We start from the raw sequence: 13,445 nt of genomic DNA on the forward strand, positions 1-13,445 counted from the left end.
CCGTGGACGCTGAGCAGCCGCCCCTCGTTGCGTTCGCCGACCTCATGCGCCACCTGCGCACGGCGTGCGCCTGGAAGGCGGAGCAGACCCACGCCAGCCTGACCCGGCACCTCCTCGAGGAGACGTACGAGACCCTCGAGGCGATCGAGCTGGGCGAGGCGACGGGGGAGTGGGCCCACCTGCGCGAGGAGCTCGGCGACCTGCTGCTCCAGGTCTACTTCCACGCGGTGGTGGCCGAGGAGAAGGGCGAGTTCACGCTCGACGAAGTGGTGCAGGGCATCCACGACAAGATGGTGCGCCGCAACCCCCACGTCTTCGGGCCGCAGGCCGGCCAGGCGCTGACCCCGGACCAGATCAACGACCTCTGGCAGGAGGCCAAGGCCCGGGAGAAGGCTGACGTCGGCGAGGCAGCGCCGACCGTGCCGTCGGGGCCCGAGCTGGCAGCGGGTCTCCCGCCGGGTCTTCCCGCCCTGCTGTGGGCCGACAAGGTCGCCGACCGGGCGGAGCGCGCCGGGCAGCCGCTCACCGTCGACCCGGACGACGCAGGCGACTCCGCGCCGCTGGGCGACCGTCTCCTCGCCCTGGTCCTGGAGGCCCGGGCCGCCGGGATTGACCCGGAGCAGGCGCTGCGCGACGCGGTACGCACGCGGCTCTGAGCCCAGGTCCTGCGGCGGCTCGGCGACGGTTCCGGCACCCACTCCGCCACGCCCGCCGTCAGGGGCGAGAGGCGTACGCCGACCACCCGGTGACGGTCGTCACGCCGGCGGGTCGGGCTCCGGTTAGGCTTGTCCTGCTCAGCCCACAACCCTGTAGGAGCAGTCACCATGGCAGCCATCGAAGCAGTCGGCGCACGCGAGATCCTCGACTCGCGCGGCAACCCCACCGTCGAGGTGGAGATCCTCCTCGAGGACGGCTCCTTCGGCCGTGCCGCCGTCCCGTCCGGAGCCTCCACCGGCGCCTTCGAGGCCATGGAGCTGCGCGACGGCACCTCCCGCTACCTCGGCAAGGGTGTGGGCAAGGCCGTCGAGGCCGTCATCTCCGAGATCGGCCCGGCCATCGAGGGCCTCGAGGCCGACGACCAGCGCCTGGTCGACGAGACGATGATCGCCCTGGACGGCACCCCCAACAAGTCCAAGCTGGGCGCCAACGCCATCCTCGGCGCCTCGCTGGCCACCGCCCGCGCCGCCGCCGAGTCGGCCGGCCTGCCGCTCTTCCGCTACGTCGGCGGCCCCAACGCGCACCTGCTGCCCGTCCCGATGATGAACATCCTCAACGGCGGTGCCCACGCGGACACCAACGTCGACATCCAGGAGTTCATGATCGCGCCGATCGGCGCCGCCACCTTCGGCGAGGCGCTCCAGCAGGGCGTCGAGGTCTACCACTCGCTCAAGTCGGTGCTGAAGAAGCAGGGCCTGGCCACCGCCGTCGGTGACGAGGGTGGCTTCGCCCCCAACCTGTCGTCCAACCGCGCCGCGCTGGACCTCATCTCCACGGCCATCGAGTCCGCCGGTCTCAAGGTCGGCACCGACATCGCGCTGGCGCTCGACGTCGCCGCGAGCGAGTTCTTCACCGACGGCGCCTACACCTTCGAGGGTCAGCAGAAGTCGGCCGCCGAGATGAGCGCCTACTACGCCGAGCTCGTCGCCGCCTACCCGATCGTCTCGATCGAGGACCCGCTCGACGAGGAGGACTGGGAGGGCTGGAAGACCCTGACCGACCAGATCGGCGCCCAGACCCAGCTCGTCGGCGACGACCTCTTCGTCACCAACGTCGAGCGCCTGCAGCGCGGCATCGCCGGTGGCCAGGCCAACGCCATGCTGGTGAAGGTCAACCAGATCGGTTCGCTCACCGAGTCGCTCGACGCCGTCGACCTCGCGCACCGCGCCGGCTACCGCAACATGATGTCGCACCGCTCCGGCGAGACCGAGGACACCACGATCGCCGACCTCGCCGTCGCCACCAACTGCGGCCAGATCAAGACCGGTGCCCCGGCCCGCTCCGAGCGCGTTGCCAAGTACAACCAGCTCCTGCGCATCGAGGACCACCTCGGCGACGCCGCGCGCTACGCCGGTGCGGCCGCGTTCCCGCGTTTCAAGGGCTGATCGGGGGACAATCGTCTCCTGATGACGCAACGACGTACGTCCCCCACTCCCGGGGGTAGCCGGCGACCCGGCCAGCGGGGTGCATCCCCGCGGGCACGGGTCGCCGTGTCGTCTCGCGGCGAGTCCGCCAGCGAGTCCACCGGCAGCGGTCCCGGGCGCAGCTCCGCCGCGGCTCGCGGACCGCGTACGGTGGCCAGCCGGCCGCCGCAGCCGCCGGGCACCCGCTTCACCAGCCGGGCGGCGATCCTGCTGCTCGTGGTGCTGGTCCTCGGCGTCTCGTACGCCTCCTCCCTGCGCGCCTACCTCGACCAGCGCGCCACGATCGAGAGCACGAAGGCCGAGATCGCGCAGTCGGAGAAGGCGATCGCCGAGCTGGAGCGCGAGAAGCGCCGCTGGTCCGACGACGCCTACGTGAAGGCCCAGGCCCGCCAGCACCTCGGCTACCTGATGCCGGGCGAGACCGGCTACCAGGTGCTCGACGAGAACGGGGAGCCGCTCGACAGCGTCGCGGCGCTCGCCGATCCCGACGAGGTCATCAAGGAGGAGCCGGTGGCGTGGTGGGAGACTGTGTGGACCTCGGTCGAGCTGGCGGGCAACCCGCCCCCGGCCCGGCCCACCGCCCCGAAGGTCATCGACGGCGTGAAGAAGAACGAGCAGGAGAAGCAGTGATCGAGCAGGCCGACGTCGAGGCGATCGAGCAACAGCTGGGCCGTACGCCCCGCGGGATCGCCGAGGTGGGCCACCGCTGCCCCTGCGGCAACCCCGACGTGGTGACCACCGAGCCGCGTCTGCCAGGAGGCACGCCGTTCCCCACGACCTACTACCTGACGTGCCCCAAGGCCGCCTCGAAGATCGGGACGCTGGAGGGGAGTGGCCTGATGAAGGAGATGCAGGAGCGCCTGGGCGCCGACCCGGAGCTGGCGGCCGCCTACCGGCGGGCCCACGAGCGCTACCTCGCGGCGCGGGCCGAGATCGGCGCCGCGGCCGGGCTCGACGTGCCCGAGATCGAGGGGATCTCCGCCGGCGGCATGCCCGACCGCGTGAAGTGCCTGCACGTGCTCGCCGGCCAGTCGCTGGCCCAGGGACGTGGCGTCAACCCGCTGGGCGACGAGGTCCTCGACCTGCTGGGCGAGTGGTGGGCCGACGGCCCCTGCGTCGGGTCGTGTGACGCCGACGCTCCCGCCCAGGAGTGACGCGGTGGCGACCATCGCCCGCCATCGACTGCGGCACCAACACGATCAAGCTGCTGATCGGCGACCTGCCGCAGGTGGCCGTGCGCCAGACCCGCATGGTCCGCCTGGGTCAGGGCGTCGACGCCACCGGCGAGCTGCACCCGGACGCCCTGGAGCGCGCCTTCGCGGCGCTCGACGAGTACGCGGTGCTCATCGCCGAGCACGGGGTCACTCCCGACCGCATCCGCTTCTGCGCCACCTCCGCGACCCGGGACGCCTCCAACGCAGCGGTCTTCGCGGAGGGCGTCCAGGCCCGGCTCGGTGTCCGTCCCGAGGTCATCCCGGGGGCGGAGGAGGCGCAGCTGGCCTACTCCGGCGCCATCCGCGGGCTGGCCGGCGAGGTCGCCCACCCCGTGCTGGTCATCGACATCGGTGGCGGCTCCACCGAGCTGATCCTCGGCGACGCCGACGGCCCGGTGGCCGCGCACTCGGCCGACATCGGCTCGGTGCGTCTGGCTGAGCGTCACCTGCACTCCGACCCGTCCGCGCCGGACGAGGTCGCCGCCTGCGTGGCCGACATCGAGGCGGCCCTCGACGCTGCCGAGGCAGCCGGCGTCGACATCTCCGCGGCCACCACCGTGGTCGGCATCGCGGGCACCTGCACCACGATCGCAGCGGGCGTGCTGATGCTTCCGGCGTACGACGCCGACGCGGTCGACCACGCCGTCCTCCCGGTGGCCTCCGCGCGGGAGTTCTGCGCCGACCTGGTGGCCGCCACGACGGCCGAGCGGCGGGCGCTGCCCTTCATGCACCCGGGTCGCGCCGACGTGATCGACGCCGGCGCGCTGATCATGGACCGGATCCTGGCGCGGGTGAGCGTGGACACCTGGACGGTGTCGGAGGCGGACATCCTCGAGGGAATTGCCTGGTCGGTCCACCGACGAGTGGGTTGAGTCGGTCCACCGACGAGTGGGTTGAGTCGGTCCACCGACGAGTGGGCTGACGCCGTCCGGGGCAGGGTGGTGGGGTGAGCGTCCCGTTGCCGCACCCCCTCACGGGTGAACTCTTCGAGTCGCCGGTCCCGCCGGGCACCGGGTGGCCGGAGGATCCTGCGTCGGCCGACACGCCGGTCGCCCGTTCGGCCGAGGACGTACGCCGCCTGGCCGCGACGGCTGGCCTGGCCGAGGTCGAGGCACAGGTGAGCGTCTGCGCCGCCTGCCCGCGGCTCGTCGCGTGGCGCGAGACGGTGGCGCAGGAGAAGCGGACGTCCTTCGCCGACCAGCCCTACTGGGGGCGGCCGATCCCGGGCTGGGGCGACCCGGAGGCGCGGATCCTCATCGTGGGTCTGGCGCCCGCCGCCAACGGCGGCAACCGGACCGGGCGGGTCTTCACCGGCGACCCGAGTGGCGACTGGCTCTTCGCCAGCCTGCACCGGGTGGGCCTGGCGGCGCAGGCGACGTCGGTGCATGCCGGCGACGGTCAGCGCCTGGCGGGAGCGCGGATGGTGGCGCGGGTGCGGTGCGCGCCGCCGCAGAACAAGCCGACGCCGGCAGAGCGCGACGCCTGTGCACCGTGGATCGACCGGGAGATCGCCCTGCTGCGTCCCACGGTGCGGGTCGTCGTGGCGCTCGGGGCCTACGGATGGGGTGGTGCTCTCGACGCCCTGGCGGGAGGCGGGGTGTCGCTGCCGAGGCCGCGCCCCAGCTTCGGTCACGGACACGAGGTCGAGCTGGACGGCATCACCCTGATCGGTTGCTTCCATCCCTCGCCACACAACACCTTCACGCGCCGGCTGACCCCGCAGATGACCGACGAGGTGTTCCTCCGGGCCCGCGAGCTGGCCGGGATCCCCGCAGAGACATGAGGGGCCGGGGTGAACATCGCGAAAAGGATGGACGCACTGGTTCCTCGGGGATGAGCATGTGACCCATGCCCCTGAAGGACTCACTGCTCGCCGTCCTCGTGGCCATCATCTGGGGCGTCAACTTCGTCGTCATCGAGCGTGGGCTCGAGGACGTCCCGCCGTTGCTCTTCCTGACGATGCGGTTCGTCCTGGTCGCACTGCCGGCGATCTTCCTCGTCGCCCGCCCACCGGTGCCGTGGCCACTCGTGGTCCAGGTCGGCCTCTTCATGAGCCTGGGCCAGTTCGGGCTGCTCTACACCGCGATCGCCCTGGGCATGCCGCCCGGCCTGGCCTCGCTCGTCCTCCAGGCACAGGTCGTGCTGACCGTGGTCTTCGCCGCGGTCCGCCTGCACGAACGACCGAGCGGGCGCCAGCTCGTGGGCGTCATCCTCGGCGCAGTGGGCCTGGGGGTGGTGGCGCTGGGGCGCAGTGCGGCGACGCCCGGCCTGGCCCTCCTCCTGACGCTGGCGGCGGCGACCTCCTGGGCGTGCGGCAACGTGGTCGCGCGCCGGGTCGGGCCGAGCTCGGGCCTGTCGATGACGGTGTGGTCGGCGCTCGTGGTGCCGGTGCCGTTGTTCGGACTGAGCCTGCTCGTCGAGGGCCCGCACGAGGTCGCCGCCGCGCTGACCCACCTGTCCTGGGAGGCGCTGGCCTCGACGGCCTACACCGCCGTACTGGCCTCGTGGGTCGGCTACGGCCTGTGGAACTCCCTGCTCGGCCGGCACCGCGCCTCGGCCGTGGTGCCCTTCACCCTCCTGGTCCCTCCGGTCGGGATGACGGCTGCCTGGCTGGTCAAGGGCGAGGTGCCCAACGCTGCCGAGGCGGTCGGAGGCGCGTTGCTCCTGGCGGGCGTCGCGGCGGTCGCGCTCGGGGGTGGCGGTCGTACGAGGGCCACGCCCGGCGCGGCGTCGAATGCGGGTCCTGCGCACCGGACCGCGGGTGTCGGGTGAGAATGGGGCCATGACTGACGCAGGGACACTCCACGCCATCACCGTCCTGGGGCACGACCGACCCGGGATCATCGCCTGGACGACCGACCGCCTCGCAGCGCTCGGGTTGAACCTCGAGGACTCCTCGATGACGCTCCTGCGCGGCCACTTCGCGATGACGCTGGTCTGCGCCGGCGCGGTCTCGGGCGACGAGATCGCCGCTGCGCTGGCGCCCCTCGCCGCCGACGGCACCCTGACCGTCACGGTCGGCGAGGTCCCGCGCGAGGAGCTGCCCGCCGCCGCCGGCACCCAGTGGGTGCTGACCGTGCACGGCGGTGACCGCCCCGGGATCGTCTCCTCCGTCGTCGGCGTCGTCGCCGGCGTGGGGGGCAACATCACCGACCTCACCACGCGCCTCGCGGGCGAGCTCTACCTGGTGGTCGCCGAGGTCTCCCTGCCCGAGGGCGTGGACGGCGTCGCCCTGGAGGCCGACATCAAGGCCGCGGCGAGCGAGCTCGGCGTGGGGGCGACCCTGCGCGCCGTGGAGGCAGACGAGCTGTGAGCGCCACGATCAACGAGCGTGTCGCCGCCTGGACGGAGGACGAGCTCGGGGTGACCGGCCGCGTCCTCGAGGTCGTCACGGCGCCGGCGCCGGTGCTCTCCACCGACGGCGCGACGGTCGACCCGACCGACCCCGAGATCGTCCAGCTGGCCGCTGACCTGGTCGCGACCATGAGGGTCTCGCCCGGCTGCGTCGGTCTTGCCGCCCCGCAGGTCGGCGTGGGCGTCAAGGTCTTCTGCGTCGACGTCTCGCAGCATCCCAAGGCGCGTACGCACCACGGCACGTACGTCCTCTGCAACGCCGAGGTCGTCGAGTCGAGCCGCAACGAGAAGGCCCGCGAGGGCTGCATGAGCGTGCCCGACCTCACCGGTGACGTGAAGCGCGCCAGCCGCCTCCTCGTGCGCGGACAGCTGCCGGTGACGGGCGAGTGGGTCGAGATCCGCACCGACGCCTTCGAGGCGCGCTGCCTGCAGCACGAGATGGACCACTGCGACGGCTACCTGTTCCTCGACCGGGTCGCCGGGGCCCACGCGATCTACCAGCGCCAGACGTATCTGTGATGCTGTGCGCGTGATCGCGTAGCCCCCGTGTCCCAATCGGCAGAGGAAGCCGTCTTAAAAACGGTTCAGTGTGGGTTCGAGTCCCACCGGGGGCACCCAGTGGCGGGTCCCGTCAGGGGCGCAGCAGCACCTTGCCGCGTCGACCCGGGCGGGCGTTGGCCGCCGCGGCCTGGTCGATCTGGTCGAGGCCGAAGACCGCTTCCGCGGTGAGGCGCAGCGTCCCGTCGGCGATCCGCGTCATCACCTCGGTGAAGCCGGCCTCGCGCTCCTGGCGCGTCATGGTGCCCATGAGCTTGGTCAACCAGAAGCCGCGCACCGTCTTGCCCTGGAAGAGCAGGTCGGCGACGTTCAGCTCCACGGTGAGTGCGTCCATGGCGCCGAAGACGACGAGCTCGCCCCCGGGCGCCAGCAGGCTGAAGACCTGCCGCGAGGCGGGGCCGCCGACGGAGTCGACGCCGGCCCTGATCGGGGCTCCGCCGGTCACCTCGGCGACCTGCGTACGCCAGTCGTCGGCGTCGGTGGCCACCACTCGGTCGATTCCGGCGGCGGCCAGCTCGTCGACCGCCGCGCCACGGCGTACGAGCCCGAGGACGTTGAGGCCACGGGCCCGGGCGATCATCGCGACGTAGCGCCCGACCGTCCCGTTGGCAGCGTTCTGGACGAGCCAGTCGCCCTCGGAGAGGCCGAGGGAGTTGAGGAGCGTGACGGCGCTGAAGGGCATGGCGAAGAGCTGGGCCGCTGCCTCGTCGGGCAGGTCGTCGGAGACCGGGATCAGGCCCGTGGCCGGGGCGATGAACCGTTCGGCCCAGGTGCCGACCGCGGAGGCGGCGACGCGCTGGCCGACCTCGACCGAGGTGACCCCCTCGCCGAGCGCCTCGACGATGCCCACGGCCTCGCTGCCCGCCCGGGCGGGCAGGTTCGGGCGGATGCCGTAGAGACCGGCGGCGGTGAGCAGGTCGTGGTTGTGCACGGCGGCCATGAGGGTGCGGACGCGGACCTCTCCGGGGCCGGGTTCGGGCAGCGGCACCTCCTCCACGGTGAGGACCTGGCCGGGGTCGCCGAACGAGTGCTGGACGAGTGCGCGCATGTCGTGGAGTGTGGCAGCCGCGTCAAGGCGCACTCCCCAAATTCAAGGGTGTGAGCGACCCCCACCCCTGACTACCGTTGGCGGATGGGTGGATCGGGTCGCGGGAGCGGGATGCGTACGGGCGCGGGGATGCAGCGGCTGGTGGGCGTGGCGGTGCTCGTGCTCGCATCCTTGGTGGCGGCGAGCCCCAGCTCTTCGACGAGCGGGGCCGACCGGGCCGCGGCGATCGAGCCGTGGCCCGGCGGCCAGGCCGCCCGGGCCGTCGACGTGCAGGAAGAGCTGGGCACCGACGTGAGCGGGCTGTCCTACCGCACGGGGGCCACCGCCGCGGCTGACGTGCTGTGGGGGGTGGGCGACCGGGCGGGCCTGATCCACCGCCTGGTCCAGCGCTCGGGCAGGTGGCGTCCGGACACGGCTGACTCGTGGGGCGAGGGCAAGACGTTCACGTTCCCCGACGGCAGGCGTCCCGACGCGGAGGGACTGGTGGTGCAGGGCTCCGTCGCCTGGGTCTCCACCGAGCGCGACGACACCGGCGTCTCACGCCTCAGCATCCTGAGGGTTCCGCTCTCCGGCACGGGGGCCACCTTGGGCCCGACCCGCGAGTGGAGCCTCAAGGACGACTTCCCACCCCTGGGGGCCAACGCCGGCCTGGAGTCCCTCGACTTCGTGCCGAACTCCTTCTTGGTCGCTCATGGCTTCGTCGACGAGGCCAGGGGAGCGGTCTACGCCCCGTCGGCCCATCCCGGTCAGGTGGGCGACGGCGTCTTCTTCGTCGCCGCGGAGTCCGCGGTGACCAAGGGTGAGGTCCGGGGCTACGTGCTCAAGGACGACGGCACCGCGGTGCGGGTGGCGACGATCACCAATCCGCTTGGCCACGTCCGTGCCCTCGACTTCGACGCCTCCACCGGGCGGCTGTGGATCGTCTGCGACGACGACTGCGACGGGCGGATCACCACCGCCCAGATCCGTGGCGGCAGGTTCGTCGCATCGACCGTGTACGCCCGCCCGACCGCGCTCCCCAACCGCAACAACGAGGGGTTCACGGTCGCCCCGGCGTCGCGCTGCGCCAACGGGTCGCGGCCCGTCTTCTGGAGCAACGACTCCAACAACGCCGGCCACGCGATCTGGGCCGGCACGTTGCCGTGCTCCTCGACCGAGGAGAAGGTCGTGCCCACGCTCGCCGTGAAGGCGCCACGGGTGCAGGCCGGTCGCAAGGCCGTCGTCACGGTGAGGGCCACAGCGTCCTCCGGCGGCGTCGTACGAGGGAGGGTCGCCGTCGACGTCGGTCGCCGTTCGCGCACCGCCCAGCTCTCGCAGGGCGTCGCACGGGTGTCCTTCGGCACGTTCCGCCGACCGGGGCTGCGCAAGGTCAAGGTCTCCTACGCGGGCAGCTCGGTCCACGCGGCGAAGGTGACGACCTCCAGGCTCCGGGTCACCCGGGCCCGGGTCACCCGAGCCTCCACCCGGCCCGCTCTCCCCGGTCCGGCAGCGGTCTACCGAGGTTCGGCGACGACCACCCCGGCGCGCTCGGTCGTCAGCGTCCGGGTCGGCTGAGGCGCAAACTGACGGCAACTGGCGGGAACACCCACACGCGGCCGGGCGTTGTACTCCACGTCACCCGTAGAGTTCACGACAGCGAGCGGGGTCAGCCAGACCACGTCCGAGGCCTCCAAGGAGAGACCAGCCATGCGTAGCAACAACCCGGTGTTCAACCGGTCCGAGGCGTTCAACGGATCGAGCGCCCGGACCCAGTCCCCCTACGGCCAGAGCCCTTACGGCCAGGCCGACCCCTACGGCCAGTACGGCGACCCGTCCCAGTGGGGCACCGGCGCGCCGACCCAGCAGGCACCCGTCGCCCGGATGACCATCGACAGCGTGGTGCAGAAGACCGGCATCACGCTCGCCGTCGTCATCGTCACCGCGATGGCGACGTGGCTGTGGGCTGGCGACGCCTCGACGTGGAGCGCCGAGAAGGTCGGCCAGATCGAGATGGCGGCGATGGCCGGCTGCGGTCTCGCCTTCGTGCTCTCCCTGGTGAACTCGTTCAAGCGCGTGGTCAGCCCCGCTCTGGTGCTGGCCTTCGCGGCGGCCGAGGGTGTGGCCCTCGGCGCGATCAGCGTCTTCTTCGAGAACATGTTCCCGGGCATCGTGACCAACGCGGTGCTCGGCACGATGGCTGCCTTCGCCGGCACCCTGGCCGCCTACAAGTTCTTCGACATCAAGCTGAGCGACAAGTTCAAGCGCGGCGTCATGGCCGTGGTGCTTGGCATGGTGGGCCTGAGCGTGCTCTCCCTCGTGCTGAGCTTTGCTGGCATCGACATGGGCCTCTTCGGCGGTGGCCCGATCGGCTTCATCTTCGCTGTGCTCGGCCTGGTCATGGGTGTCTTCATGCTGCTGATGGACTTCGACTTCGTCGAGCAGGGCGTCGCCGCCGGCATCGAGGAGCGCAACTCCTGGACCGCCGCATTCGCGATGACCGTCTCGCTGGTCTGGATCTACACCAACCTGCTGCGCCTCCTGGCCTTCTTCCAGGACGACTGAGCGACGCCTCGCGGCACTTCGTACACCCTCAGGACCCCGCCCCGACCTCGGTCGGCGCGGGGTTCCTGCGTTGGTCAGGTTCCAGCGTTGGTCAGGGCACGTCGACCGGCGAAGGGGTCTCGGCCTCGGGAGTGTGGGGGTGGCGGCGGTGACGCAGCTCGACCCAGCGTCCGCGGCTGGTGCGACGGCTGCTGGTCAGGTCGAGCGGGTCCAGCTCGGTACCGGCCCGGTCGGCGGCCTCCACGGCGGCGGCCGCGGTCTGACGTACGCCCTCGCCGCGCTGCGCCGTCGGCAGGAGCTCGTCGGGCTCGACCAGGCCCAGGGCGACCAGCGTCGTCGGCAGCAGCACGTCGGCGCAGGCGTGGTAGCCCTCGGGGGAGGGGTGGAACTTGTCGGGGCCGAAGAGCTCGGCGGGCTCGGCGGCGAACTCAGGACCCAGGATGTCGCCCAGCGACACGGTGCGGGCGCCCTCGTTGAGCGCCACGATCGCCTGGGCGGCGGCGAGACGACGCGACCAGTGACGGGCGAGCTGACGCAACGGCGGGAGGATCGGGCGGATGGTGCCGAGGTCGGGGCACGTCCCGACGACCACCTCGACGCCGGCGTGGCGCAGGCGGTGGACGGCCTCACCCAGGTGACGCACCGAGGCGGCCGGGCGCACCATGTGGGTGACGTCGTTGGGCCCCACCAGGATCATCGCGACGTCGCAGCGTGCCTCGAGGACCCGGTCGACCTGGGTCCGCAGGTCGGACGACTGGGCACCGATCACGGGGTAGGAGCGCAGGTGGACCCGACGGTTGGCCGCGGCCGCCATGCCGGAGGCCCAGTAGGCGCCCGGGGTGTGCTCCACCTGGTCGACGCCGTAGCCGAGCGCCGAGGAGTCACCCAGCAGGGCGACCTCCAGCGGGGGGCCGGGGCGTCCGCGGCCGTAGTAGCCGGTGGCGTCGAAGACGGGCTTGGTCGCGCGTCCGATCATCTTGCGAGCTGCCAGCGCCTCCGCGACCAGGATGCCGTAGAGCGCGGCGCTGACGAGGGAGAGGCCGCGGCCCCCGTAGGCGGCTGCAGCGGCCAGTCGACGTGCTGCGGACGCTTTGCTCACGGGGGCCAGTCTACGGAGTTCACGCTTGCGACCTTGCCCCGGCTAGATTGACGCTCATGCAGTACGTGAACTCGCTCCTGGACCTCATCGGCAACACTCCTCTCCTGAAGTTGTCGACCTCGCTGGCCCCCGAGCTGCAGGTCGAGAAGTACGGCGAGCCGAAGGGGCCGCTGCTCCTGGCGAAGGTCGAGTACCTCAACCCGGGCGGCTCCGTGAAGGACCGCATCGCCACCCGCATGATCGAGGCCGCCGAGGCCTCCGGCGAGCTCCAGCCGGGCGGCACGATCGTCGAGCCCACCTCCGGCAACACCGGCGTCGGCCTGGCGATGGTGGCCCAGGAGAAGGGCTACAAGTGCATCTTCGTCTGCCCTGACAAGGTCAGCGAGGACAAGCGCAACGTGCTGCGGGCGTACGGCGCCGAGGTCGTGGTCTGCCCGACCGCGGTGGCGCCGGAGCACCCCGACTCCTACTACAACGTCTCCGACCGCCTGGCCTCGCAGCCCGGCGCCTGGAAGCCCAACCAGTACGCCAACCCGAACAACCCGCGCTCGCACTACGAGACCACCGGTCCCGAGATCTGGGCGCAGACGGAAGGGAAGATCACCCACTTCGTCGCGGGTGTCGGCACTGGCGGCACCATCTCGGGCATCGGCCGCTACCTCAAGGAGCAGGCTGCCAAGGAGGGTCGTGACGTCCAGGTGATCGGCGCGGACCCGGCCGGCTCGGTCTACTCGGGTGGCGACGGCCGCCCCTACCTCGTCGAGGGCGTCGGTGAGGACTTCTGGCCCGAGACCTACGACAAGAACGTCGCCGACCGCATCATCGAGGTCTCCGACGCCGACTCGTTCGCCTTCACCCGCCGCCTGGCCCGCGAGGAGGCGCTGCTCGTCGGCGGCTCGTCCGGCATGGCGGCCTTCGCCGCGAAGAAGCTCGCCGTCGAGCTCGCCGAGGAGGGTCGCGACGACGCCGTCATCGTCGTCCTGCTGCCCGACTCGGGCCGTGGCTACCTGACGAAGGTCTTCAACGACCAGTGGCTGGGCCAGTACGGCTTCGCCACCGAGACCAACGCCGACGCCGAGGTCACCGTCGGCCAGGTCCTGCGCGGCAAGAAGGACGCGCTGCCCGACCTGGTCCACACCCACCCGGGCGAGACGATCGCCGAGGCGATCCACATCCTCCAGGAGTACGGCGTCTCCCAGATGCCCGTCGTGCGCGCCGAGCCCCCGGTCGTCGCGGCCGAGGTCGCCGGCTCGGTCTCCGAGCGCGACCTGCTCGACGCCCTCTTCACCGGCAAGGCCAAGCTGACCGACGCCGTCGAGCAGCACATGTCCTCCCCGCTGCCCTCGATCGGCGCCAGCGAACCGGTCCAGGACGCGGTGCACCTGCTCGAGACGGCCGACGCGGTCCTGGTCCACGAGGACGGTGCTCCGGTCGGCGTCGTCACCCGTCACGACCTGCTGGCCAACCTGGCCAAGGGCTGAGCGGCCGCC

The 13,445-nt window shown here is 72.0% G+C and carries 14 protein-coding genes and 1 tRNA gene; 13 read left to right on the forward strand and 2 right to left on the reverse strand.

From position 1 onward, the window contains the following. Positions 1 to 2 precede the first annotated feature (2 nt). The 10 genes from FCL41_RS03190 (at position 3) to FCL41_RS03235 (ending at position 7,323) form a co-directional block, all read left to right on the forward strand. Positions 3 to 656, forward strand: coding sequence for a MazG nucleotide pyrophosphohydrolase domain-containing protein (locus FCL41_RS03190; RefSeq protein WP_212723221.1), 654 nt, complete (start codon positions 3 to 5; stop codon positions 654 to 656). 168 nt (positions 657 to 824) lie between these two features. Next, on the forward strand, positions 825 to 2,102 hold the full coding sequence (gene eno / locus FCL41_RS03195; protein WP_137067403.1) for a phosphopyruvate hydratase: 1,278 nt from the start codon (positions 825 to 827) through the stop codon (positions 2,100 to 2,102). A 105-nt stretch (positions 2,103 to 2,207) separates the two neighbouring features. Next, on the forward strand, positions 2,208 to 2,771 hold the full coding sequence (locus FCL41_RS03200) for an FtsB family cell division protein (protein ID WP_239021748.1): 564 nt from the start codon (positions 2,208 to 2,210) through the stop codon (positions 2,769 to 2,771). Further along, a complete protein-coding gene (locus FCL41_RS03205) occupies positions 2,768 to 3,295 on the forward strand; it encodes a DUF501 domain-containing protein (protein WP_137067401.1) in 528 nt (175 codons plus the stop codon). Before FCL41_RS03200 ends, FCL41_RS03205 begins: the two co-directional genes overlap by 4 nt. Beyond that, positions 3,292 to 4,227 (forward strand): Ppx/GppA phosphatase family protein, encoded by a 936-nt coding sequence (locus FCL41_RS03210; RefSeq protein WP_138868048.1) that lies wholly within the window; start codon positions 3,292 to 3,294, stop codon positions 4,225 to 4,227. Before FCL41_RS03205 ends, FCL41_RS03210 begins: the two co-directional genes overlap by 4 nt. A gap of 74 nt (positions 4,228 to 4,301) precedes the next feature. Continuing rightward, positions 4,302 to 5,138, forward strand: a complete 837-nt coding sequence (locus FCL41_RS03215; protein WP_137067399.1) for a uracil-DNA glycosylase — start codon at positions 4,302 to 4,304, stop codon at positions 5,136 to 5,138. Between the two features lie 65 nt (positions 5,139 to 5,203). Beyond that, positions 5,204 to 6,127, forward strand: coding sequence for an EamA family transporter (locus FCL41_RS03220; RefSeq protein ID WP_137067398.1), 924 nt, complete (start codon positions 5,204 to 5,206; stop codon positions 6,125 to 6,127). Positions 6,128 to 6,137: 10 nt separating this feature from the next. Next, positions 6,138 to 6,668 carry a glycine cleavage system transcriptional repressor gene (locus FCL41_RS03225; RefSeq protein WP_137067397.1) on the forward strand — a complete coding sequence of 177 codons (531 nt, stop codon included), beginning with the start codon at positions 6,138 to 6,140 and terminating at the stop codon, positions 6,666 to 6,668. Beyond that, positions 6,665 to 7,228 carry a peptide deformylase gene (gene def, locus FCL41_RS03230; RefSeq protein WP_137067396.1) on the forward strand — a complete coding sequence of 188 codons (564 nt, stop codon included), beginning with the start codon at positions 6,665 to 6,667 and terminating at the stop codon, positions 7,226 to 7,228. The genes FCL41_RS03225 and def overlap by 4 nt, the downstream gene beginning before the upstream one ends. 21 nt (positions 7,229 to 7,249) lie before the next feature. Further along, a tRNA-Leu gene (locus FCL41_RS03235) sits at positions 7,250 to 7,323 on the forward strand. A 17-nt stretch (positions 7,324 to 7,340) separates the two neighbouring features. Here FCL41_RS03235 and FCL41_RS03240 read toward each other — a convergent pair. Next, positions 7,341 to 8,315, reverse strand: coding sequence for a zinc-binding dehydrogenase (locus FCL41_RS03240; RefSeq protein ID WP_137067395.1), 975 nt, complete (start codon positions 8,313 to 8,315; stop codon positions 7,341 to 7,343). An 84-nt stretch (positions 8,316 to 8,399) separates the two neighbouring features. On the opposite strand from FCL41_RS03240, the gene FCL41_RS03245 reads away from it, so the two are divergent. Both FCL41_RS03245 and FCL41_RS03250 read left to right on the forward strand, forming a co-directional pair. Next, complete coding sequence (locus tag FCL41_RS03245; RefSeq protein WP_137067394.1) at positions 8,400 to 9,869, forward strand: hypothetical protein; 1,470 nt, start codon at positions 8,400 to 8,402, stop codon at positions 9,867 to 9,869. Positions 9,870 to 10,001: 132 nt separating this feature from the next. After that, entirely contained in the window at positions 10,002 to 10,856 is an 855-nt protein-coding gene (locus FCL41_RS03250) for a Bax inhibitor-1/YccA family protein (protein ID WP_137067393.1), read from the forward strand. 91 nt (positions 10,857 to 10,947) lie between these two features. On the opposite strand, the gene FCL41_RS03255 is transcribed toward FCL41_RS03250, so the two are convergent. Beyond that, positions 10,948 to 11,955 (reverse strand): SGNH/GDSL hydrolase family protein, encoded by a 1,008-nt coding sequence (locus FCL41_RS03255; RefSeq protein ID WP_137067392.1) that lies wholly within the window; start codon positions 11,953 to 11,955, stop codon positions 10,948 to 10,950. 56 nt (positions 11,956 to 12,011) lie between these two features. Here FCL41_RS03255 and FCL41_RS03260 point away from each other — a divergent pair, with 56 nt between their 5' ends. Continuing rightward, complete coding sequence (locus FCL41_RS03260; RefSeq protein ID WP_137067391.1) at positions 12,012 to 13,436, forward strand: cystathionine beta-synthase; 1,425 nt, start codon at positions 12,012 to 12,014, stop codon at positions 13,434 to 13,436. The last annotated feature ends 9 nt before the right edge of the window (positions 13,437 to 13,445 follow it).

Origin of the sequence: Nocardioides jishulii (genome assembly GCF_006007965.1) — a bacterium.
Taxonomy (GTDB): Bacteria; Actinomycetota; Actinomycetes; order Propionibacteriales; family Nocardioidaceae; genus Nocardioides; species Nocardioides jishulii.

What these genes read in the sequence shown, in the direction of transcription:
- eno (WP_137067403.1), top strand. Translation starts at nt 825, where the DNA reads ATGGCAGCCATCGAAGCAGTCGGCGCACGCGAGATCCTCGACTCGCGC.
- FCL41_RS03220 (WP_137067398.1), top strand. Translation starts at nt 5,204, where the DNA reads ATGCCCCTGAAGGACTCACTGCTCGCCGTCCTCGTGGCCATCATCTGG.
- FCL41_RS03225 (WP_137067397.1), top strand. Translation starts at nt 6,138, where the DNA reads ATGACTGACGCAGGGACACTCCACGCCATCACCGTCCTGGGGCACGAC.
- FCL41_RS03240 (WP_137067395.1), bottom strand. Translation starts at nt 8,315, where the DNA reads ATGCGCGCACTCGTCCAGCACTCGTTCGGCGACCCCGGCCAGGTCCTC.
- FCL41_RS03245 (WP_137067394.1), top strand. Translation starts at nt 8,400, where the DNA reads ATGGGTGGATCGGGTCGCGGGAGCGGGATGCGTACGGGCGCGGGGATG.
- FCL41_RS03250 (WP_137067393.1), top strand. Translation starts at nt 10,002, where the DNA reads ATGCGTAGCAACAACCCGGTGTTCAACCGGTCCGAGGCGTTCAACGGA.
- FCL41_RS03260 (WP_137067391.1), top strand. Translation starts at nt 12,012, where the DNA reads ATGCAGTACGTGAACTCGCTCCTGGACCTCATCGGCAACACTCCTCTC.